Raw genomic sequence first — 20,834 nt, forward strand, 5'->3', positions numbered from 1 at the left:
AAGGCACTCATGACATCGGCCACGCCACGCCCGGACCCGCCCTACCGGCGCATCTTCGAGGAGTTCCGTACCCGAATCCTGGCCGGTGACCTGCGGCCAGGCGATCGCGTGCCGTCCATCCGGCAGATCGCCCAGCGATGGGGTGTCGCAGTCGCGACCGCGACCAAGGTTGTGGCGGCCCTGCGTGACGAGGGGCTGGTCGAGCCGAAGATCGGCGCCGGTACGGTGGTCAGCGCACGCGCGAGCCGAAGAGAGCGGTCGTCCGTTCCGGCTGTGCCGTCGGCGGCGCGGCAGGCCGGCGTTCCCAAGGGCTCGCTGAACCGCAAGCACGTCCTGCGCACCGCCATCGCGATCGCCGACGCCGAAGGGCTCGGCGCGGTGTCCATGCGGCGGCTGGCGGCCGAACTCGGCGTGGGCCCGATGTCGCTGTACCGGCACGTGACGGGCAAGGACGACCTGGTGACGCAGATGGCCGACGAGGTCTTCGGCGAAGCCGAACCGCCCTTCCCGGGGCCGGAAGGGTGGCGGGCCAAGCTCGAGCTGATCGCCCGCCTGCAATGGGAGCTGTCCCGGCGACACCTATGGCTGCCCAGAGCCGTCTCGTTCACCCGCCCCTTGCTGGTGCCCAACATGATGGCCCACACCGAGTGGACCCTGCGCGCGCTCGACGAGCTCGACCTGCCCATGGAGACCCGGATCCGCGAGGCGCTCACGCTGCCCGCGCTGGTCCACACCGTGGCGCTGTCCATGGCAGAGGAGACCGAAGCCGAGCAGGAGACCGGCGTGACGCTCGACGGGTGGCGGCTGCTCCAGCGCAAGCGGGCCGAGGAACTCCTCAACACTGGACGATTCCCGCTCCTGGCCGCGCTCTCCGAGGAGACGGTGTCGGACCTGGACGGGATGTTCGACTACATCCTGGCACGACATCTCGACGGATTCGCCGTCATGCTGAGCAGGGGTGCAGCGACGTAGCGGGGCCTTGGCAGGCATCGGGCACCGCGCCTCGCACACCGACGAACAGCGGCGACATTGCGTCTAGGGTGCTCAGCGGGCGGGCTCCTCGTACGGGATGCGCGCCAGGTGCAGCACCTCGCCGAGCGTGCCCCACTGGTCGCCGCCCAGCTTGGTCAGGGGACGGAGGCGTTCGGCGTTCGGGCGGCCGTCCACGAGGTACTCCTGGTGCACGGCGGCGAGGAAGACGCGGCCGAAGACGAGGGTGGAGTTGCCCATGCGCAGTGTGGTGTGGGAGCGGCACTCCAGGACGACCGGCGAGGCGGCCACCCGGGGCGGGCGGACGAGGCGGCTGGGCTCGCGTTCGATGCCTGCCATGTCGAACTCGCCGACCGTGCGCGGGACGTCGGTAGCGGTGTCGCGGATCTGGCGCATCAGCGGCTCGGAGCTGAAGTTGACGACGAACTCCGGCGTGTCCTCGACATTGCGCAGCGAGTCCTTGCGGCCGATCGAGGTGAACTGCACGATCGGCGGGTCGGTGCTGGCGATGCTGAAGAAGGAGTGCGGGGCGAGGTTCTCGACGGCTCCATCGGGAGTGATGGTCGAGATCCAGGCGATCGGCCGTGGCACGACCACGGAGGTCAGGAACCGGTAGAAGGCGTCCCCGCCCAGCTCTTCGGGGTCGAAGTCGACGCGCATGGCGTCCAGTATTCATCGCATCCTCCCGCCCGGCGCGGTCGCCACGCGGGAGGAGCCGATGACGTCAGGCGCCGGCCGAGGTGGTGCCGCCGCTGGTCGTGTAGACCTCCAGCAGGCGTTCGACGCCGTGCAGGAACGTGTCGCTGATCAGCTCGGGGTCGAACAGGCAGCCGGCCGCCATGGCGCCGTCGCGCATCATGACGAAGTGGCGTCCTGCGGGCTCGGCGCCGTCCTCGCGGATCTGGGCCAGCAGGCCCGTGACGGTGTCGAGGAACCACTGGCGGTGGGCGATCACAGCCTTGCGCACCGGCGACTCGGGGTCGGGGTATTCGGCGGCGGCGTTGAGGAACGCGCAGCCGCGGAAGCCCTCCGACTGGATGCCCTGGGCGATGGAGCGGCTGATGGCGAGGATCGCCTCGGCGGGCGGCAGGCCGGCGGCGGCCTCTTCCGCGGGTGCCCGGATGGCGCGATCGACCCCGCCCAGGTAGGCGAGGACGAGCTCCTCCTTGCCGGGGAAGTGCCGGTAGAGAGTGGCCCTGGTGACCTGGGCCTCTCCGACGATGCGATCGATACCGACGGAGTGGATGCCCTCCGCGTAGAAGAGCCGGGTGGCCGTGTCGAGGAGCCGGGCCCGCGCTTCGGACGGCCGGCCTTCGGTTTCGGTACGCATGTGACCATCCTAGTGGGTAGACCGTTCGGTCTTGACAGCTTGCCGAACGAGGAGGAGTCTAAGCAAGACCGAACGTTCTGTTCTGGCGAAGTCGACCCCGCGTGCGCGTCCTCCTCGTCACCTTCTCGCTGTGTAAAGGACCACCATGAGCTCCATCGCCGCCTCCCCCAGCTTCTCCGGGACCGCGTCCGCACTGCGGCGGCTGTACTTCGTCCGGTTCGCCTTCGCCATCGTCTGGGCCCTCGTGATGTTCACGACGGCCGCGAACCTGGGCCCGCTCGCGGTCACCCTGCTGGTGCTCTATCCGCTCTTCGACGTCGGCGCCGCCATCGTGGACGCCCGCTCCTCGCGCGCGACCGGCTCCCCTGCCCTCCTGTACGTGAACGTCGCCGTCAGCTCGATCACCGCCATCGGCGTGGCCATCGCGTGCGCCTCCGGCATCCCCGCGGTGCTGCGCGTCTGGGGCGCCTGGGCCATCGTGGCCGGGGCGGTGCAGCTCATCGTGGCCGTGCCCCGGCGCAAGATGGGCGGCCAGTGGCCGATGATCCTCAGCGGCGGCATCTCGGTGCTCGCCGGCGCCTCGTTCATCCTCGGTGCCGCCGCCCCCAACCCGACGCTGACCAACGCCGCCGGTTACGCCATCCCGGGCGGCATCTTCTTCCTCATCTCCGCCTTCCGCCTCGGACGTACCGCCAAGCGCAGGCACTGAACGGCGGGCCCCCGCCGTCCGGCCCGGCCGCCGCGGTCATCGCAGTTCAGCGGGACGGGTTCGGGCAGGTTCGCCGGCCGGCCGGCGCCGGGCACCGGCCGCGGGTCCGCCGGGTCGCCGACGGCCACCTCGACGACCTGCGCCAGCGATTGGCCTGGAGCCGGGCCCATCGCCACCTCTTCGGATAGAGACGGCCACGACGCCGAGCACGACGTGCAGGGCGCTCGCCACCGCGGCGACCACATGGAGGCCGGTGACGAAGGCCGTCTTCGCCTCCGTGGCCAGGGCCGGCGCCAGGTCGCGCAGGTGGAGCGTCTCGTCGAGGGTGGGGGCCAGGTCCGGGCCCTGGAGGCGGAAGACCAGGGCGGCGAGCGAGCCGAGCAGGGCGATGCCGAGGGCGTTGCCCAGCTCGTTGCCGGTCTCCGCGATCGCGCCCGCCGCGCCCGCGCGTTCGGCGGGGACGGCGTCGACGGCGGTGTCGGCGACGACGCTGAAGCTGATGCCGTAGCCGACGCCGGTGACGACCGTGGCGGTCACGTACCAGCCGATGCCGCCGGTGATCGCCGTGGGGAGCAGGAACAGCAGGCCGCCCGCGATGGACAGGTGGCAGACGATCAGGGCGGTGCGCTTGCCGATGCGATCGACCACGAACGGCGTGACGACGCACGTGATGGTCAGGACGACGGCGCCGGGGATCGCGAGCAGGGCCGCGTGCAGGACGCTCAGCCCGAGGACGGACTGCAGGTAGACGCCCGCCAGGTACGCGGTCGCCGACCACGCCGCCAGCGGCAGCAGCCCGGTGACGATCGCCAGCGAGAAGAGCCGGTCGCGGAAGAGCGAGAAGTCCATCAGGGGCTGCCGGAGGCTCAGCTGCCTGCGGGCGAACCAGGCCAGGAGCGCCACCCCGCCGATGCCTGCGATCACTGTGCTGCTCGACAGGCCCTCCGTGGCGGTCGCCTTTACAACGTAGATCACGAGCAGGAGGCCGAGGGCGGAGGTCACGACGCTCAGCGCGTCGATCCTGCCTGCGCGCTTCGTCCGCACCTCGCGGAGCAGGCCGGGTGCGAGGAGCAGGAACAGTGCGACGACCGGCACGTTGACCAGGAAGACCGAGCCCCACCAGAACCGTTCCAGGACGAGGCCGCCCACCACCGGGCCGACGGCGAACCCGGCGGCGAACGCCGCGGCGAAGACGCCGATCGCCCGCGCCCGGCGTCGCGGGTCGGCGAACAGCTCGCTCAGCACCGCCAGCGCCGACGGGAGGAGGGTCGCGCCCGCCACTCCCATCAGCGCGCGGGCGGCGATGAGGAGCCCGGCGTTCGGTGCGAAGGCCGCCAGGGCGGAGCCGATGCCGAAGACGATGGCGCCGATCATGAGCAGCTTCAGCCGGCCGTACCGGTCGCCGAGGTTGCCGAACGCGATCAGCAGGGAGCCGACGGCGAAGCCGTAGATGTCGAGGATCCACAGGGCCTGGTCGGCGGTGGGCATGAGGGCCTGGCTGATCCTGGGCATCGCCAGGAAGAGGATGGATCCGTCCATGGAGACGAGCAGGACGGGTCCGAGGACCACCATGAGGCCGAGCCAGGCTCGCAGCCCCGGTGCATTGTGCTGTTGCGACATGTCGACGACTGTCGGGCTTGGGGTGGATCGTCAGCCATCCCCCTGCCATGGGTGCACCTGACAGGGGCACCCACGCGGGCGGACGGCCGCCTACGATCGGTCGCATGGAGAGTCTGGGAGCGTTCCTCAAGCGCCGGCGTGATCTGGTCACGCCGGAGATGGCCGGGCTGCGTACGTACGGGACCACGCGCCGCGTCCCCGGCCTGCGGCGAGAGGAGCTGGCCCAGCTCGCGGGGGTGAGCGTCGGCTACTACATCCGGCTGGAGCAGGGGCAGGCGGAGAGCGCCTCCGAGCAGGTGCTCGACGCCCTGGCGCGGGTGCTGCAGCTCGACCCGATCGAGGCCGTCCATCTCCACAACCTCGCCCGGCAACCCGGCAACCCGGGTCTGTCCGAGCCTCCTGCCGAGGAGCCGCATCCCCGGGTCGTCGCGCTCCTGGAGTCTCTGAGCGAGGCGATGCCGGCGATCGTGCTCGGCCGGCGGGGCGACGTGCTCGCCTGGAACCGTACCGGTCACGCGCTCATGGCCGAGCACGTCCCGTTCGCGGCGCCTCAGGACGCGGCGCGGCGTCCGTCCGTTCCGCGGATGTTCTTCCTCGACCCGTTCACCCGCGACCTGCATCGCAACTGGACCGAACTGGCCCGCGTCCACGTCGCCTACCTGCGGCTCACGGCGGGGCGGTTCCCCACCGACGCGCTGCTGGCGAAGCTGATCGGTGAGCTGACGATGCGCAGTGCCGAGTTCGCGACGCTGTGGGCCGAGGGTGAGGTGGCCGACTGCACGGTCGGCACCATGCACCTGCGGCACCCCACCGTCGGGGCGGCGAGCGTCAGCTATCAGGTGTGGCTGCAGCCCGACAGCCCCGATCACCGGCTCGAGGTCTACACGCCGAACGACCCCGGGTCCGCCGACGCCCTGCGGCTTCTCGCGCATCGGAGCGCCGCATCGGGCTCAGGCGATTTCCCGCAACGAGCGGCGGAGCACGGTTTCGCGCACTAGCGTGCACGGCATGCTGGTCATCTCACTGCAGGCCATTCTGGAGGAGGCGCTGGCGGTCGGGCGCTTCAATACGGGAAATGTCCGGCATCTGCCCGATCTGCTGCGGCCGGAGAACATGCGGCAGTTGCGGGAGCATTCGGCGGTCTTCTGTTTTCTGGCCTTTCATCCCACCGGGGACGCCGCCGTCGCCGACTACGTACGTTCCGGCACGATGGCCGATGACAGCGGGCCCAACGTGCTCGTCCTGTTCACGCTCGACCGGCCCGCGCCGATCGCGGTCCCGCTCGGGTCGGACGCGTTCGGGCAGTGGGCGGAGCTGGACAGAGGGGCCAATCCGGCGAATCACATGATTCGCACACTTTTCGCCGGTTCTCGGGTGCCGCCGCTGCCCGGTCTCGCCGTCTTCCTCGATCTGTCCGAGGACACCGAAGGGTTCTATCTGCCGCTGGGGCATCTGGCGTCGGAGCATGAGGTACGCACGTTCCTGCGCGAGGCGTTCGCCGACATCGACCACCTCGCCACCACCGGCAAGCCCGGCAAACTCCTCGACGACCTCGGCGTGGTGTGGACGCGGCGCGGGCTGGCGTACGAGCGGACCGGCCGCAGACCCGTACGCGAATGGCTGATCGAGGGCTTTCGCACGGCGAGGGAGCACTACGGCGACATCGTCAGCACGGTCGGGCTGATGGGATGATCGACCTCCGCTGGCAGGCCCGGGAGACGTCGCCCGGCGCCGAGACGCTCATGGGCGTCCTCGGCGAGCTGATGCAGGAGGCGTTGTTCGCCGGCACCTGCGATGCCGTGCTCGGCCTGTCGCGCTTCTCGGGCGGCGACCTCCAGGGCCGCGTCTCCCGGCACATCGTGACCGTCCGGCTGGCCGAGGCGCTGGAGCGGGCGATCGGGCTGGAGTTCGCCCCGTCCATGCGCATCCCGTTCCTGTGGCTGGCGCGGCGGGGCGGTGGAGAGCCGGGCGGTTACCTGCCCGCCTCCTTCGGTTTCCCGCCCTCCGACTGGGCCCTCGACCTGCTGGCCCGGTGGGAGGCGCACGACTCGGTCAGGAGGTCATGGGCGGCGGACGCCCGCGACGGCAACAGCCGCGTCCTGGAGTCGGCCCGCCTGCTGCGGGCCGCCCTCTTCCATGCGGTTCAGACGGGCGATCCGTCAGCGGCCGTCCGTTACGTCGTGGACGTGGTGGAGTGCGGGTTGTGCCGGGACGTCACGGGGGCGGCGCGGGCCATCACGCTGCTGCTGCGGGTGCGGTCCGGCGGCGGCACGGCCGAGGAGATGGTCCGGACCTTCTTCGACGGGCGGCTGCCGGGCACCTTCCACGAGTGGATGACCACCCCGTACGCGCAGGCCGACCCCGAGCCGCGGCCCCTTTCCTCTGAGGGGTCCGCGCTGGTCGGGATGCTGGTGGAGCGGGCGTTCCACCTCTTGGAGGAGGCTCGGCGGACCGATGGGTTCGACTCCTGGTTCATGGCACTGACCAAGGCCGAGAGCGTCATCCAGGCCACCCTGTACGTCCTGCAGTGGAGCATGCCGCGCATGCCGCTGGGGCTGCGGGCCGTGCACGGGCAGCTGTCGGAGCTGGACGCGCACTACAGCGGAATGGTGGCGAGCCTGCGGGTGGCGCGTCCGCCCGTCATGGGGGCGGTCGTCAGGCACAGCCGAGGGTTGGCCGAGGTCTTCCGGGCCAAGGGCGACGTGAGCGGAGACCGGTTCGCCCGGGAGGCGCTGCTCATCCCGCGTTTCCTGCTCGACGAGCCCTTGACGGACGGCTGGCGCGAGCCCGGCCACCGTACGGCGTCCATGCTGTCCCGGCCGGATGGGCTGCGGGAGCGGCTCTCGCCCGAGCAGGCCGTCGTGCTCGCGCCGGACGACCCCTCCTCCTGGCAGGCGCTGGGCTCGCTGTTGCGGGAGCGGGACGTGCCCTGGGCCGGTCAGGTGTGTGAGCACCTGGCGGGGGTCGCGACCGAGCGGGCGCACCCGCCGGCCTGAGACGACCGCGCCCGCGGTTCGAATCGGCGGCCGCACACCGCCAGCGCTCCTTGGCGAGCGCACGGCGTACTCGTGCGGAGGTCAGCGCTCCTGGAGGCGGCGGAGTTTGCGGCGTTCCCAGCTGTTGGCGTGGCGGATGACCACCCCGCCGGCTCCGCCGCTGCCGGCCAGGCGGATCAGCGGGGTCCTGGGCAGCCGGTCGGGCGTGGTCTTGTCTCTGAAGCCGCCCAGACCCGGATTCATGCGCGAGGTCTCCGCGATCCAGCCGTCGGGGATGACGATCGTGACGCCGGCCATCTCGCCGTGCACCTCGATCTGGACCTCGGGCAGCCGGCACTCGGTCTGGGTGAAGTCGAGCTTGGCGGCGCCCATGCCGCCGTACACGATGATGCGGCCCGGCACGTCCCAGCGCCCGGTGCGCGTGACGCCGTGCATGCCGCCCTTGAGGACCAGCGGCTCCCGATCGACCGGGACCTCCGGCGGCAGGTCGGCGGTGAGGCGCTCGAGATCGCCGTACGTCCTGGCGTTCAGGGCCGCGCTCAGCCGCACGTCCAGCTCTTCGAGGTCGATCCGGCCCTCGGCCGCCGCATTGTTCAGCCGTTCCACCACCGCTTCGCGCTCGTCATGCGAGACGCGCCAGTCGGCACGGCGGACGGGTTCCGGGGGGCCAGAAGTCATAGCCCGATACTACGGCGATTCGGCACAAGTCCGGGCGGCCCGTCCCAGCTATTCTGTGTTGCTAAGTACTGCTGGCCGACCCCCGTTTCAGCTCCCGCAGGGAGCTCATGCGCCACCACCCGCTCGTCGACTACGGCGACATCGAGGTGCCCGAGGCGCCGCCCGGCGAGTTCCTGCTGATGGACGAGCCGCGGCACGGCCGCTACCGCAAGCCCCTGGTCGGCAAGTTCACCGTGCGCAGGATGCGGCAGCTCACCGAACGCGTCGAGCAGATCACCGCCGAGCACCTCGACGCCATGGAGCAGGCCGGTCCTGGGGCCGACCTGGTGACCGCGTTCGCCAAGCCCATCCCCGCCATGGTGATCTGCGAGCTGCTGGGCGTCCCGTACGAGGATCGGGACCGTTTCCAGGAGAACATCGACGCGTTCCTCGGCGGTGAGGCCGGCGACGAGGAGCTGATGGCGGCTTATGTCGCGACCCAGCAGTACCTCGCCGAACCGGTGGCCGCCAAGCGCGCCCACCCCACCGACGACGTGCTCAGCGACCTGCTCGACGGCGACCTGACCGACGAGGAGCTGCAGGGCATGGCCCTGATCCTGCTGTCGGCCGGCTTCGACACCACCGCCGACATGCTGGCCCTCGGCACGTTCGCCCTGCTGCGCAACCCCGGCCAGCTCGCCGCCCTGCACGCCGACCCCGCCGCGGCCGTTGAGGAGCTGCTGCGGTACCTGTCGGTGGCCAAGCACCCTGGACCTGCGCCGCCAGGACGGCGGCCACCTCGCCTTCAGCCACGGCATCCACCAGTGCCTGGGGCAGCAGCTCGCCAGCGTGGAGCTGCGGGTCGCCTTCCCCGCACTGTTCAACCGCTTCCCGACGCTGCGCCTGGCCGTACCCTCCGGGGAGGTGGCCCTGCGCCGACCTGGTTTGATATCGACTCTCTTATCGGTCGGCGATGAAGATCGCTATTGGACATGCGGAAACGAGGTCTGCTTCGCTGTCCGGACCGTCCTCGAGAAAGCAGGTATCCGTTCATGCCGTCCCGTCGTACCGTCCTGGCCGCCGCCGCCCTGCTACCGCTGGCGGGAGGCGCACGCCCGGCATCGGCCGCGCCCAAGACCGCGCAGGACTACTACGACCGCGCGGCCAAGCTCGCCGGCGCCGACCCCGTACTGAAGGCCCTGGTCAAGGCGCTCTCCCCCGACCTCCAGATGCCGGCCGTGCGGCCCGTCAAGCCGTTCAAGATCTTCGACGACGTCGCGGTGGTCGGCACCACGTTCGTCCAGGCCACGGCGCTGCTCACGTCGAAGGGCGTCGTCCTCATCGACGCGATGGGCTCACCGGACGACGCCAAGAAGATCATCGTCCCCGGTCTGCGGGATGTGGGTGTGAACCCCGCCCACATCAAGTACGTGGTGGCCGCCCACGGCCACGACGACCACTTCGGCGGCGCGCAGTACCTCGCGGACACGTACGGCGCCCGCGTCATGATGCACAAGGCCGACTGGGACCTCATCGCCGCCGAGCGCCCCGACCACGCCCCCAAGCGCGACCTGGAGATCGCCGACGGCCAGAAGCTGACCCTCGGCGACACCACCATCGTCTTCCACCACACGCCGGGCCACACGCCCGGCACCGTCTCGCCCGTCTTCCCGGTCCGCTGGAAGGGCCGCCGCCACACCGCCATCCTGTGGGGCGGCACCAACCCGCCCGCCACGACGGCGGCCAAGCGCACGAACCTGACGTCCGTACGTGAGGCCGCCGTCGCGATGCGCAAGGCCGGCGTGGACGTCGAGCTGAACAACCACGGCGGCGCAGACTACGGCCTGACCCGCATCGAGCAACTCCGTGCGGGAGCCACGAAGAACCCGTTCATCATCGGCCCCGCCAGGACGCAGCGCTTCATGAAGGTCATGGAGACGATGCTGCGCGGCCGCATCCTCCAGGACCAGCAGAAGGCCGCGTCCGGCCGCTCAACGCCGGCCTGCTGCTGACGCCGCTCATTCAGCGGGAACCACCGCGTCGCCAAGCCGCTCAAGGAGGAAAAGGGTCGTGCTGCTCTCCCAATGTGCACGGCCCGGCTTGGTGGAATAGCGCAAACTTAACTCGATGCCGAAGATGTTGTCATCGGTATAGTCTGAATCCGAGCCGTCCCCCTCTGGTCAGAGTCAGCGTGGGAGCGCCGTGCTGCGGATTCACTTCAGCTATGACGATCTTGCCCGGACGCGACTGGCAACAGGTCCCAACGCCATGTGGGAGATTGTGCTGAGCGTCCAGTTGCTGCAGAACCGGGAAGGGCCTTTGCTCTTCGACGGCTGGCGCCGCCGGGCCCGGGACACGGCGCGGCCATGGATACGACCGCTGATGACCCTCGCACCGCACGCCCCCTATTTTCCGGACTTCCTCACTCCCCTCGGACCGGCGGACACGCTGGAAGATGAGATCGAGTCCGTCCTGGCCACGCCACGCACTCGCATCCGGGCAGAACTGGAACTGCTCGGTGCCCAACATCCCTTGCCGGCGTGGACCCGCGGACTCGCCGACGGGGACATACGCGCCTTCGAAGGTCTAGGGCACGTGCTGCGGTCCTATCACGATTCCGTGCTGCAGCCGGAGTGGCCGTCGGTGCGGGCGCACATTGAGGCGGACAGAGCCAAGCGAATGCGCGCCTTCGCCGAGGGTGGCGTCGAGGGGCTGCTGCGCAGCTTCAGCCCATTGCTGCGGTGGGATCGCCCGTTCCTGGAAGCCCACTATCCGGTCTCCCAGGAGCTGGTGCTAGGAGGCCGAGGCCTGCTGTTGCTGCCGTCGTATTTCTGCTGTCGCAGTCCTGTGACCTTGGTCGATCCCGAGCTGCGCCCCGTACTCGTCTACCCGGTGACCCGTGATGTCCACGACCGTGTTCTCGGCCCGGGAGACAAATCCCTCGCCACACTGATCGGCAAGACCCGTGCAGCCATCCTGGGGGCGATCAGAGACGGCTGCACCACTACCGAGCTCGGCCGGAGGGCGGGCACGTCCATCGCCTCGGCCAGCCAGCACGCGGCGGTCTTACGCGAGGCCGGGCTGATCAGTACGCAACGCCACGGAAGCTCGGTCCTGCACAGCCTCACTCCGCTCGGCTGGGATCTGCTCATCAAGGCACAGCATCGGATCCACTGAACCACGCTCTGCTCAGCCAAGCGCATCGCGATCCGTGTCGTGCCGCGGACCGAGGCCGACGGCTGGTCCGTGCCCACCACATCTACCGAGGGCACGTCTTCCTCCATACGAACGGCCCCGACACCGCATGGCATCGGGGCCGACGGCATTCCGCTTTCCCCTACTCGTTGTCCAGGCTGGCCTCACCGCCGCACCGCGTACCGCGGAAGGTCGCCTTGAGGTGATACCACGAGTACACGCGGAACAGTGTGGTGGAGAAGTTGGAGACGCCCGTCGCCCGGTAGATGATCTCCTGGTTGCGGGCGTCCCAGATGTAGAAGTCCGCCGTGCATCCCGAGTACGGATCGATCTGGACATCGATCCAGCCGTTCGCGTGCGCCTGCACGGCATCGGTGGTGCAGCTGGTGATGACCGGGTTGAGCCATCCGTTCACCGAACAGTAGGACGATTGAGCGTGGGCGACGCCCGGGGCGGCGAGCACCGCCCCCGCCAGGGCCGTTGCGGCCGCTACCGCCGATAACCGCCTTACGGCTGCCTTACGGGTGCCCATTACTTTCCTCATGCTTGCCTCCTGTTACACGGGCTGAGTAATCGAAATCACAGGTATACTTCCGGTCCACACGTCCCGAGACTGTTGCAGACGTGAAAACTCCGGAACCGGGAATTGACGGTGATCGGATAGCCGGTCTTACACTGATACGTCGTGGCGGTGAGATAGTTGCCGATCTCCTTCCCCGGGATCTCCGACTCCGTGTAATAAACTCTGGCCCAGGCTATTCCCCCTCCCGCGCAGATAGTGGCCCTGGCCGGGTAGACGGTCCCTCGAGCACCGCCCACCTCCTGAACAGCAGCCCAGACGGGGGTCGCCACAGTGACCGACAACAATGTCGCCACCCCCACGGCGACAAGCGCCTGGACGAACCGGCTCCGGCGCCATGAAGCCATGACGTTCCTGTGGTGTTCGGACTTTCGCATGACGTCCTCCCTGCCTCTTCCCGGGAACGCGGCACAGTGCGTTTCTCGGTCAGCGGCTCTTGATTGACATCATTGGACTGCCAGGAAAGCCGTGCAATGCCTTTCACAGCAGCCCGAAAGGCCCACGTCATCGGCCTGCTGACCGCAGGGTCGTCAGCACCTGCGAGGAGCCGCCCGTTCCATGCGTGCCGGACAACTCGCCGGTTGCGGCGGTACGCATCCACGCCTCCGGGCCGGATCCGTCCTCGGGTACGCCCCTCAGGACTGCGGCCATGGCTGCCAGGAACGGCGAAGCGAACGTCGTCCTCATCAACTCCGGGACTGCTCGTGACAAGGGGCGAGTTTGATCCAGGCGCCGGCTTCCAGGAAGCGGTACCCCTGATCGGACGCCACGGTCACGTCCGTCACGGCGTCGAAGACCTCGTCCAGGTCCAGCGAATCCAGGAGTTCCAGGATCGCCGCGTGCTGGTGGGCGATCTTGTCTTCGGTCTCCCTGAGCAGGGCCACGGTTTCCTGGCAAGCCAGTTCGTCCTGGTTCTCGCGAAGGAATGCTCGGGACTGATCCCAGTTCTCGCTGTTCAGCCAGGCACGAGTCAGGGTCACGCGCCTGTTGTGTGCGCTCACGATATCGAGGACCTGGTCGAGCCCACCTTCCTCGATGGCGTCCAGCAGGCTGGAGAGCTCTTGCAGCCTTCGTCTCCCAGCCGGCCGCTGTCAGCCAGCGGTTGAGGCGTTCCATCTCCTCGTCGCTCAGGTCGCACACGACCCAGTACGGCCACTTCTCCGGTTTCTTGTCCTCTGCGGCTACCCGGGCTTCGCATTGTTGCAGTGCTCGCCGTGCTCGTCCGCGCCACTGCGGGTCCTCATCCGCTTCGGCGCACCGTACGGCACGAGTGAGCGTCTTCGCCGCAGCCGAGCGACGCCCGCCGGCGAACTGCCGGGCCACGAGATGCGCCAGGCACTCCGCTGCACGTACGCGGCGAGCAGCCCGGGCGCGGAGTCCCTCGACCAGCGCAGCCATCCGCTCACGGTCTCACGCCTCCTCTTCGACGGCTCCGATGACGTCGGCGCAGCTCACCGGGTCCTGGCCGGGCGAGGGCGGCAGGGGTGGGAGGCCGAACTCCCAGACGCCCGCGCCCGTCGCCACGCCGGGCACGGTCTGGCCGGCGATGCGGGCCTCGACGACGGTTTCCTCCGCGACGGCCTCGCCGTGCCAGCGGGCGCGTAGCGGCACCGGCGTCCCCGCCGGGACCGTCTCGTCCAGGTCGAGGCCCAGCCATGGTCCTTCCGGTGTGTCCCCGCGTGTCGCGGAGGTCGAGGCGCCGGAGAGGAGCGCGAGCGCCTGGAGGATCGCCGGGCTGGACGCCATCGGCAGGTGCCGGTCCCGGACGGGCCGCCATCGGGACCGCTGCGCGTCCAGCTCGATGGGGACGGCCGAGAACCAGGGCACCGTCCCGTCGCCGCCGCGCTCGGGCTCCGGGAGCCATTCGGCGTTGACCTTCTCCACCTTGATGCGGCCGTCCTTGAGCGTGCCGCGGCCGAGTGTGGCGTGGCCGGGCGCGAACAGCGGCTGCAGATCGGGCGCGTGCTCGCCGAGCTCTTCCCAGGCGGTACGGATGTCCTCGTGCATGGCGTACGCGCGGCGCGCGTGCTCGGCCTGGGCCGGGTCGGGCCAGGGCAGGTCGGCCGGGTAGAGCGCCGCCGGGTCGGCGCCCGGCTCCAGCCCGGGGGTCAGTTTCCCGGCCGGGACGGTCCGGTAGCGGGGCAGCAGATCGTACGCCGACGGCCAGCGCCGCATGATCGTGGTGAGCCGCGGGTCGCGTACGGCTCCCGCCCCGACGCCGTTCCACAGCCAGTCCAGGGCTTTCGGCGCTCCCCGGTGCGGTGTTCCGGCCGTGATCAGGGACGCGCAGTAGGGTGCGCCGCCGAGTGGTCCCAGCCAGTACCGGGCGACGAGCCCGCCCATCGAGTGGCCGATGACGATCACCCGCTGCGGGTTGTCCGATGGCGGGCCGAGACGGTCCCGCATCGCCCGGGCCAGCTGCTCGGCGGCAGCCGCGACCCCCGCGCGGAAGTCGCACGGAAATAGCCGGATATTTCCGTACGCATCCCCAGCTCGGCCCGGCACGATCGTGTCGATCTTGGCATTCGGGAAGGCGATAAGGAGTGGATACGAATGCGCTTGAGCGTCCAAAGCCGAACGTTCCGCTCCCGGCTGGAGAAACCATCGAAATACTTCGAATCCCAGACAAAGGCCAGCAAAACGACGGGCGGCACCTGCGCCACCGTCGCATAGAAGTCGCGCATTCTGCACCCTTTCCGGCAGATATGCGAGCATCCTATTTCACACGTGGCCCTGTCCCCCGAAGAGCGAAACGCGCCTTGTACGCCGCGTCCGCCAGAACCATGACGGGGATGGCCGCGAAGGCCAGCAGCCACCCGGCCGGTGGCGGGAAGGCGCCGCCGAGCAGGCCCGCCACGGCGGGCACGCCGAGGAAGACCAGCAGCAGGACGGCCTCGAAGGCGATGGCCCCGAGCAGCAGCGGATTGGAGCGCCAGCGCATCCGGCCGATCCAGCGGGACTCGCTGCGGCAGGCGAAGGCGTTGGCGAACTGACCGAGCACCACCGCGGCGAACGCGGTGCCGGAGGCGGCGGCCAGCAGGGCGGGGCCGGGTGCGGCGCCGGGCTGCCAGCCGCCCAGCAGCAGCACACCGGCGAACGCCGCCATCTCGGCCAGCGCCTGCGCGGGGCCGAGCACGCCGAAGACGCGGACGAGGAGGCGGCGGTCGATGAGGTCACCGGTGCGGGCGGGGCCGTGCATGGTGCGCGGGTTGGCGGGCTCGGCGCCCAGGGCCAGGGCGGGCAGCAGGTCGGTGCCGATGTCGAGGGCGAGGACCTGCAGGACGGTGAGGGCGAGCGGGATGGTGCCGCCGGACAGTGCCCAGACGGCGAACGGGGTGAGTTCGGCGACGTTGTCGGTCAGGTGATAGGTGAGGAAGCGGCGCACGTTCGCGTGGGTGGCGCGGCCCAGCTCGACGGCGGCGACAATGCTGGCGAAGTGGTCGTCGAGCAGTACCAGGTCGGCGGCCTCGCGGGCGACGTCGGTGCCGGAGGCGCCCATGGCGATGCCGATGTCGGCCTCGCGCAGTGCCGGTCCGTCGTTGACGCCGTCGCCTGTCATGGCCACGACGTGCCCTCGCGACCGCAGGGCGCGGGCGATGCGCAGCTTGTCCTCCGGGGTCACGCGGGCCACCACGACGCCGTCACGATCGAGCAGTTCGCCCAGCGCGGCGTCGTCATCGGGCAGGTCCGCGCCGGTCAGCACCAGCTCGCCGCCGACGGGCGGGCCGGCCTCGGTCACGCGGGCGTCGTCAGCGGGCAGATCCGTGCCCCTGAGGGCCGGCTCGTCATCGCGCAGCAGGCCGACCTCGGCGGCGATCGCGCGTGCGGTGCGCGGGTGGTCGCCGGTCACCATGGCGAGCTTGATGCCGGCGATGCGGCACTTCCAGATCGCCTCGGCCACGTCTTCGCGCGGCGGATCGTACAGGCCGATCAGGCCCAGGAACTCCAGGTCCCGCTCCTCGGCCGTGTCGCCGCGGGCGACGGCAAGAACGCGCAGACCTCGGTCGCTCATCCTGGCCAGCGACTCCTGCACGCCGGGGACTTCCCGGCAGAGCGGCAGCACGGTGTCCGGCGCGCCCTTCAGATGCAGGCGTCCACCGGCGACGACGGAGGCGCGGCGCCGCAGCGGATCGAACGGGAAGCGTGCGGTGACCTCGTCGTCCGCCTCGGCGCCCAGGCGCAGCGCCTCGACGTGCAGCGCGACCTCCATGGGGTCGCCGACGGGCTTGCCGCCGCTCATCCGCCCGGTCGAACTCAGCACGGCGCTGCGCAGGACGTCGGCGGGCGAGGCGGCAGGGCTCCACAGGTCGGCCACCGTCATCTCGTTGCGGGTGAGCGTGCCGGTCTTGTCGGTGCAGATGAACGTGGCCGAGCCCAGCGTCTCGACCGCCTCGAGGTGGCGTACCAGGGCATTGCGGGCCGCCATCCGCTGCGCGGCCCGTGCCAGCGACAGGGTGACGGTCGGCAGGAGCCCTTCGGGGACCAGCGCCACGGTGACGCCGAGCGCGAACAGGAAGCTCTCCGCCGGTCCCATGCCGAGCAGTTGCGCCAGCCCGAAGAACGCGGCGCCCACGGCCAGCGCGATCCCGGCGACGATCCTGACCACCTTGCCCAGCTGCACCGACAGCGGGCTGGGCGGCCGGGACGCCGTCTGGGTGAGCCGGGCGATGCCGGCCAGGCGGGTGTGCCCGCCGGTGGCCACCACGACGGCCTCCGCCTGCCCCTCCACCACGAAAGTGCCCGCGTACGCGGCGTCGCCCGCGGCCGGGCGTACCAGCCGGCTCTCCCCCGTGAGCATCGACTCGTTGACGCCCAGCGCGTGCACCTCCGCGAGTTCCAGGTCCGCAGAGACGCGGTCGCCCGCCTCCAGCAGGACCACGTCGCCGGTCACCAGCTCGGCCGCGCCGATCACCGCTCGCGCCCCGTCGCGGCGCACGACCGCGTTGGCCGGGATGAGTTCGCGCAGCCGCTGTGCGGCCCTGTCGGCGCGGTACTCCTGAGCGAAGGCGAACGCGCCGTTGAGCAGCACGACGATGACGATCGCCACGGCGAGCTGCGGCATCCCGGCCAGCAGCGCGAGTAAGGAGGCGCCCCAGAGCAGCAGGGCGAAAAAGTGCACCATCTGGCGCGCCAGCAGCGCCACCGCGCCGGCGCGGGGAGCTGACGGCAGGATGTTCGGGCCGTCGCGAGCCAGCCGCCGCGCTGCCTCCGCGGTGGTGAATCCGTGCCTGAGCGTGGACGCCGTGGTCATGCCTCTCACTGTGGGCGCGCGGTGGCGCGCCGGGCAGGGACCTTCGGCATCAGGAGGCGGGCCGTCCGGCTCTGCCTGCCGCGCGGGGCGCCCCGCGAGCCTCGAAGGCGTCAAGCATGACTTCGAGGATCGGGAGAGGCCATCATGTCCGAGGGTTACGACGTCCTGCTGCGCGACGGCGGCATCGCCCACGTACGCCCGCTGCGTCCCGGCGACCGGGCGGCCCTGCACGACCTGGTGGAGCGCTCCTCGGAACGCTCGGCCTATCTCAGGTTCTTCACCGGCGGCCGGAGCACCGCCCACACCTACATGGATCGCATCACCTCCGACGCCTACCCCGGGCGGGCGCTGGTGGCCGCGCTGCTTGGCCGGCTGGTCGCGGTCGCGGAGTACATCCCGATCGACGACGGCAGCGCCGACCTGGCGATCCTCATCGACGACGCCGTCCAGGGCCACGGGCTGGGCACGCTGCTGCTCGAACACGTCGCCCTGGACGCCGCCGAGCACGGCGTGCGCACGCTGGTTGCCGACGTGCTGGCCGAGAACCGGCCGATGATCAAGGTGTTGCACGATCTCGGCCTGGACGTGGCCCGGCGGTTCGAGGGCGGCATGACGCACATCGACATCGCCGCCCGGCCCACGGAGCGGCTCAGGGCCGGCATCGAGGCGCGTGATCACGAGGCGGCGCGGGCGTCGCTGGCCCGGCTGCTCTCCCCCCGCTCAGTGGCCGTGATCGGCGCGAGCCGCGACGAGCGTGCGGTGGGCCACAAGGTGCTGCGCAACCTCATCGACGGCGGTTTCGACGGGCCGATCCACCCCGTCAACCCCAACGCCGCCGAGGTGGCCGGCCTGACCTGCCATGCCCGCGTGCCCGACGGCGTCGATCTGGCCGTGGTGGCCGTGCCCGCCCGGCACGTGCTGGAGGTGGCCGAGGACTGCGCGCGGGCGGGGGTCGCCGGGCTGGTGGTGCTGACGTCCGGGTTCGCCGAGACCGGGCAGCGCGGCGTGGAGGGCGAGCTGCTGCGGATCTGCCGGTCGGCGGGCATGCGGCTGGTCGGCCCGAACTGCCTTGGCGTGGTCAACACCGCCGCCCGGCTCAACGCCAGCTTCCTGCCGCACCGCCCGGTCCAGGGGCGGGTGGCGCTGCTGTCGCAGTCGGGCGCGGTCGGGGCGGCGCTGCTGGACCGGCTGGAGGTGTCGTCGTTCGTCTCCGTCGGCAACAAGGCCGACGTGAGTGGCAACGACCTGCTCGAATACTGGGAGGACGACCCCGGCACCGACGTGATCGCCCTGTATCTGGAGTCGTTCGGCAATCCGCGCAAGTTCGCCCGCATCGCCCGCCGGGTCGGCAGGAAGAAGCCGGTGCTACTGGTCAAAAGCGGCCGCGGCGGCGCCGGCGGCCGGGCCGTGCGCTCGCACACGGCCGCCGCGGCCACCCCCGACGTCGCGGTGGACGCGCTGACCCGCGCCGCCGGCGTCATCCGGCTCGACGACGTGCACGAGCTGATCGACACCGCCAAGCTGCTCGCGGCCCAGCCGCTCCCCCGGGGGAGCCGGGTCGCCATCGTCGGCAACTCCGGCGGGCCGCAGGCGATGGCCGCCGACGCCTGCGAGCGGGCCGGCCTGGCCGTACCGGAGCTGCCGCCCGGCCTGTTCCATGCTCGGGCCGCCGCGGCGCTGGGCAACCCCGTCGACCTGACCGCCGACGCCACCGCCGGCGAGATCGGCGACGCCGTCGCGGCGCTGGCCTCCTCCACCGAGGTGGACGCGGTCCTGATCGTTTACACGCCGCCGTTCGGCTCCGGCCTGGAGGAGACTCGCCGGGCCATCGCCGAGGCGACCAAGACGGCGACGAAGACCGTGCTGGCCTGCGTCGTCGGCCACGACGACCTGATCGACGGGCGGGTCCCGTCGTACGGGTTCCCCGAGCAGGCCGTCGCCGCGCTCGCCCGCGCCGTGCACTACGCCGAGTGGCGTCGCCGTCCCGCCGAGTCCCCGCCGGTGCCTGTGCGGGTGGCGGATCGCGCCGCGCGGGAGATCGTCGAGGCGGAGCTGGCCGCCTCCCCCGGCGGCTGCTGGCTCTCGCCCGCCGCAACCACGCGGCTGCTGGCCTGCTACGGGGTGCGGCTGGTCGAGTCGCTGGACGTGAACGGCCCCGACGCCGCCGCCGAGACCGCCCGGCGGGCCGGGCTGCCGGTGGTGCTCAAGGCCGTCGGCCCCGTGCACAAGAGCGACGTGGGCGGCGTCCGGCTGGATCTGCGCACCGAGGAGGACGTGCGCCAGGCCTACAAGGAGATGGCCGCCCGCCTCGGTGGCGAGATGACCGGCGCGATCGTCCAGCCCATGCTGCCGGCCGGCGTCGAGATGATCGTCGGCGGCGTCAGCTACCCGGCGTTCGGCCCGCTGGTCATGGTGGGCATGGGCGGGGTGCTCGCCGACCTGCTGGCCGACCGCGCCTTCCGCGTCCCACCAGTGACCGACGCGGCCGCGATGCTCGAGGAGCTGCGCTGCGCGCCCCTGCTGCACGGTTACCGTGGTTCGCCGCCGATGGACGTCCAGGAGCTGGCCGACCAGGTCACCCGCGTCGGGCGGCTGCTCGACGACCTGCCTCAGGTGGCCGAGCTGGACCTCAACCCGGTCATCGTCACCGGCGACGGCGCGGTCACGGTGGACGCCCGGATCAGGGTGGCGCCCTGCGAGCCGCCGCCCTCGGCGCTGCTGCGAAGGCTGCGCTGACCAACGGCCGGTTCCGTTCGGGACCTTCGCCTCTGAGCGGCGCCGCTTTCGCGGCGTGTGATGGAGGTAACCAACAAGGAGGGCATCATGCGCATGACCGTCGCGGACGTGATGACGGAGAAGGTCGTCGCCGTATCCGCCGCAACCCCGTTCAAGCAGATCGCGGAGACGCTCATCGCGGCCGGCGTCAGCGCCGTGCCGGTCACCGACGACGACCGGCACGTGCTCGGCATGGTTTCGGAGGCCGACCTGCTGCGTAAGGAGGAATTCCGGGAGCAGTACTACCGCGAGGGTTACCGGCCCCCGCTGCGCGCCCGGCTGCGCCACCCCAAAGGCAGGCAGAAGGCCGAGGGCGACACCGCGAGAGACCTCATGACCAGCCCGGCCGTCACCATCACCGCGGCCTCGTCCGCGGTCGAGGCCGCGCGCCTGATGAACGAGCGGGACGTCAAGCGGCTCGCGGTCGTCGACTACGACGGCCGGCTGGCCGGCATCGTCAGCCGCCGCGATCTGGTCAAGCTCTTCCTGCGCGACGACGCGGGGATCGCCGCCGAGATCCGCGACGAGGTACTCGACAGGAACCTGTGGGTGGACACCGACGGCGTCCAGGTGGAGATCCGGCAGGGCGTCGTGACGCTGTCCGGCTGGATGGACCGCCGCACCGAGGCCGCCATCGCCGCCCGCATGGCCGGCCGCGTCAACGGCGTGGTCGAGGTCGTCAACAAGCTCACCTGGAAGCAGGACGACTCCACGTGGGAGGCCAAGTAGTC

At 70.9% G+C, this 20,834-nt stretch carries 18 protein-coding genes and 1 pseudogene; 10 read left to right on the plus strand and 9 right to left on the minus strand.

The window, feature by feature from the left end:
- Positions 1-9 precede the first annotated feature (9 nt).
- Complete coding sequence (locus AB0K18_RS10030) at positions 10-972, plus strand: GntR family transcriptional regulator (protein ID WP_364912556.1); 963 nt, start codon at positions 10-12, stop codon at positions 970-972.
- A 72-nt stretch (positions 973-1,044) separates the two neighbouring features.
- Here the strand turns inward: AB0K18_RS10030 and AB0K18_RS10035 are convergent, their stop codons facing one another.
- The gene (locus AB0K18_RS10035; protein WP_364912560.1) at positions 1,045-1,650 is read right to left on the minus strand and encodes a flavin reductase family protein; all 606 of its coding nucleotides are present in this window, start codon (positions 1,648-1,650) and stop codon (positions 1,045-1,047) included.
- Positions 1,651-1,714: 64 nt separating this feature from the next.
- Positions 1,715-2,320 (minus strand): TetR/AcrR family transcriptional regulator, encoded by a 606-nt coding sequence (locus AB0K18_RS10040; RefSeq protein ID WP_364912562.1) that lies wholly within the window; start codon positions 2,318-2,320, stop codon positions 1,715-1,717.
- A gap of 145 nt (positions 2,321-2,465) precedes the next feature.
- Here AB0K18_RS10040 and AB0K18_RS10045 point away from each other — a divergent pair, with 145 nt between their 5' ends.
- Positions 2,466-3,029 carry a hypothetical protein gene (locus AB0K18_RS10045; protein ID WP_364912565.1) on the plus strand — a complete coding sequence of 188 codons (564 nt, stop codon included), beginning with the start codon at positions 2,466-2,468 and terminating at the stop codon, positions 3,027-3,029.
- Between the two features lie 36 nt (positions 3,030-3,065).
- Here the strand turns inward: AB0K18_RS10045 and AB0K18_RS10050 are convergent, their stop codons facing one another.
- Positions 3,066-4,649 carry an MFS transporter gene (locus tag AB0K18_RS10050; protein WP_364912567.1) on the minus strand — a complete coding sequence of 528 codons (1,584 nt, stop codon included), beginning with the start codon at positions 4,647-4,649 and terminating at the stop codon, positions 3,066-3,068.
- 104 nt (positions 4,650-4,753) lie between these two features.
- On the opposite strand from AB0K18_RS10050, the gene AB0K18_RS10055 reads away from it, so the two are divergent.
- The 3 genes from AB0K18_RS10055 to AB0K18_RS10065 are packed head-to-tail and all read left to right on the plus strand — an operon-like array spanning position 4,754 to position 7,645.
- Positions 4,754-5,647, plus strand: a complete 894-nt coding sequence (locus AB0K18_RS10055) for a helix-turn-helix transcriptional regulator (RefSeq protein ID WP_364912570.1) — start codon at positions 4,754-4,756, stop codon at positions 5,645-5,647.
- A gap of 10 nt (positions 5,648-5,657) precedes the next feature.
- Complete coding sequence (locus AB0K18_RS10060; protein ID WP_364912573.1) at positions 5,658-6,341, plus strand: hypothetical protein; 684 nt, start codon at positions 5,658-5,660, stop codon at positions 6,339-6,341.
- Positions 6,338-7,645 (plus strand): hypothetical protein, encoded by a 1,308-nt coding sequence (locus AB0K18_RS10065; RefSeq protein WP_364912576.1) that lies wholly within the window; start codon positions 6,338-6,340, stop codon positions 7,643-7,645. The genes AB0K18_RS10060 and AB0K18_RS10065 overlap by 4 nt, the downstream gene beginning before the upstream one ends.
- An 81-nt stretch (positions 7,646-7,726) precedes the next feature.
- Here the strand turns inward: AB0K18_RS10065 and AB0K18_RS10070 are convergent, their stop codons facing one another.
- Positions 7,727-8,323, minus strand: a complete 597-nt coding sequence (locus tag AB0K18_RS10070) for a DUF1707 domain-containing protein (protein WP_364912579.1) — start codon at positions 8,321-8,323, stop codon at positions 7,727-7,729.
- Positions 8,324-8,394: 71 nt separating this feature from the next.
- Here AB0K18_RS10070 and AB0K18_RS10075 point away from each other — a divergent pair.
- From AB0K18_RS10075 to AB0K18_RS10085, 3 genes and pseudogenes are all read left to right on the plus strand, one after another.
- Positions 8,395-9,238 (plus strand): annotated as a pseudogene (locus tag AB0K18_RS10075) (cytochrome P450); the annotation flags it as partial.
- Between the two features lie 116 nt (positions 9,239-9,354).
- Positions 9,355-10,314: an MBL fold metallo-hydrolase gene (locus AB0K18_RS10080; protein WP_364912582.1), complete on the plus strand. Its 960-nt coding sequence runs from the start codon at positions 9,355-9,357 to the stop codon at positions 10,312-10,314.
- Positions 10,315-10,504: 190 nt separating this feature from the next.
- Entirely contained in the window at positions 10,505-11,479 is a 975-nt protein-coding gene (locus tag AB0K18_RS10085; protein WP_364912585.1) for a winged helix-turn-helix domain-containing protein, read from the plus strand.
- A 160-nt stretch (positions 11,480-11,639) separates the two neighbouring features.
- On the opposite strand, the gene AB0K18_RS10090 is transcribed toward AB0K18_RS10085, so the two are convergent.
- The 5 genes from AB0K18_RS10090 to AB0K18_RS10110 form a co-directional block, all read right to left on the minus strand.
- A complete protein-coding gene (locus AB0K18_RS10090; protein WP_364912588.1) occupies positions 11,640-11,912 on the minus strand; it encodes a hypothetical protein in 273 nt (90 codons plus the stop codon).
- A gap of 164 nt (positions 11,913-12,076) precedes the next feature.
- Positions 12,077-12,454: a hypothetical protein gene (locus AB0K18_RS10095; protein WP_364912591.1), complete on the minus strand. Its 378-nt coding sequence runs from the start codon at positions 12,452-12,454 to the stop codon at positions 12,077-12,079.
- Positions 12,455-12,763: 309 nt separating this feature from the next.
- Positions 12,764-13,057 carry a hypothetical protein gene (locus AB0K18_RS10100; RefSeq protein WP_364912593.1) on the minus strand — a complete coding sequence of 98 codons (294 nt, stop codon included), beginning with the start codon at positions 13,055-13,057 and terminating at the stop codon, positions 12,764-12,766.
- Between the two features lie 430 nt (positions 13,058-13,487).
- Complete coding sequence (locus AB0K18_RS10105; RefSeq protein WP_364912596.1) at positions 13,488-14,792, minus strand: hypothetical protein; 1,305 nt, start codon at positions 14,790-14,792, stop codon at positions 13,488-13,490.
- Position 14,793: 1 nt separating this feature from the next.
- Complete coding sequence (locus AB0K18_RS10110) at positions 14,794-17,328, minus strand: cation-transporting P-type ATPase (protein WP_364912599.1); 2,535 nt, start codon at positions 17,326-17,328, stop codon at positions 14,794-14,796.
- A gap of 144 nt (positions 17,329-17,472) precedes the next feature.
- Between AB0K18_RS10110 and AB0K18_RS10115 the strand changes: the two genes are divergently transcribed.
- Both AB0K18_RS10115 and AB0K18_RS10120 read left to right on the plus strand, forming a co-directional pair.
- Positions 17,473-20,064, plus strand: coding sequence for a GNAT family N-acetyltransferase (locus tag AB0K18_RS10115; RefSeq protein WP_364912602.1), 2,592 nt, complete (start codon positions 17,473-17,475; stop codon positions 20,062-20,064).
- A gap of 87 nt (positions 20,065-20,151) precedes the next feature.
- The gene (locus AB0K18_RS10120; protein ID WP_364912605.1) at positions 20,152-20,832 is read left to right on the plus strand and encodes a CBS domain-containing protein; all 681 of its coding nucleotides are present in this window, start codon (positions 20,152-20,154) and stop codon (positions 20,830-20,832) included.
- Positions 20,833-20,834: the final 2 nt, after the last annotated feature.

Origin of the sequence: Nonomuraea sp. NPDC049421 (genome assembly GCF_040677005.1) — a bacterium.
GTDB classification, from domain to species: Bacteria; Actinomycetota; Actinomycetes; order Streptosporangiales; family Streptosporangiaceae; genus Nonomuraea; species Nonomuraea salmonea.

Coding starts and splice junctions, on each gene's coding strand:
- AB0K18_RS10120 (WP_364912605.1), top strand. CDS start 20,152: ATGCGCATGACCGTCGCGGACGTGATGACGGAGAAGGTCGTCGCCGTA.
- AB0K18_RS10065 (WP_364912576.1), top strand. CDS start 6,338: ATGATCGACCTCCGCTGGCAGGCCCGGGAGACGTCGCCCGGCGCCGAG.
- AB0K18_RS10040 (WP_364912562.1), bottom strand. CDS start 2,320: ATGCGTACCGAAACCGAAGGCCGGCCGTCCGAAGCGCGGGCCCGGCTC.
- AB0K18_RS10105 (WP_364912596.1), bottom strand. CDS start 14,792: ATGCTCGCATATCTGCCGGAAAGGGTGCAGAATGCGCGACTTCTATGC.
- AB0K18_RS10030 (WP_364912556.1), top strand. CDS start 10: ATGACATCGGCCACGCCACGCCCGGACCCGCCCTACCGGCGCATCTTC.
- AB0K18_RS10080 (WP_364912582.1), top strand. CDS start 9,355: ATGCCGTCCCGTCGTACCGTCCTGGCCGCCGCCGCCCTGCTACCGCTG.
- AB0K18_RS10050 (WP_364912567.1), bottom strand. CDS start 4,649: ATGTCGCAACAGCACAATGCACCGGGGCTGCGAGCCTGGCTCGGCCTC.
- AB0K18_RS10095 (WP_364912591.1), bottom strand. CDS start 12,454: ATGCGAAAGTCCGAACACCACAGGAACGTCATGGCTTCATGGCGCCGG.
- AB0K18_RS10115 (WP_364912602.1), top strand. CDS start 17,473: ATGTCCGAGGGTTACGACGTCCTGCTGCGCGACGGCGGCATCGCCCAC.
- AB0K18_RS10035 (WP_364912560.1), bottom strand. CDS start 1,650: ATGCGCGTCGACTTCGACCCCGAAGAGCTGGGCGGGGACGCCTTCTAC.
- AB0K18_RS10110 (WP_364912599.1), bottom strand. CDS start 17,328: ATGACCACGGCGTCCACGCTCAGGCACGGATTCACCACCGCGGAGGCA.
- AB0K18_RS10045 (WP_364912565.1), top strand. CDS start 2,466: ATGAGCTCCATCGCCGCCTCCCCCAGCTTCTCCGGGACCGCGTCCGCA.
- AB0K18_RS10060 (WP_364912573.1), top strand. CDS start 5,658: ATGCTGGTCATCTCACTGCAGGCCATTCTGGAGGAGGCGCTGGCGGTC.
- AB0K18_RS10055 (WP_364912570.1), top strand. CDS start 4,754: ATGGAGAGTCTGGGAGCGTTCCTCAAGCGCCGGCGTGATCTGGTCACG.
- AB0K18_RS10070 (WP_364912579.1), bottom strand. CDS start 8,323: ATGACTTCTGGCCCCCCGGAACCCGTCCGCCGTGCCGACTGGCGCGTC.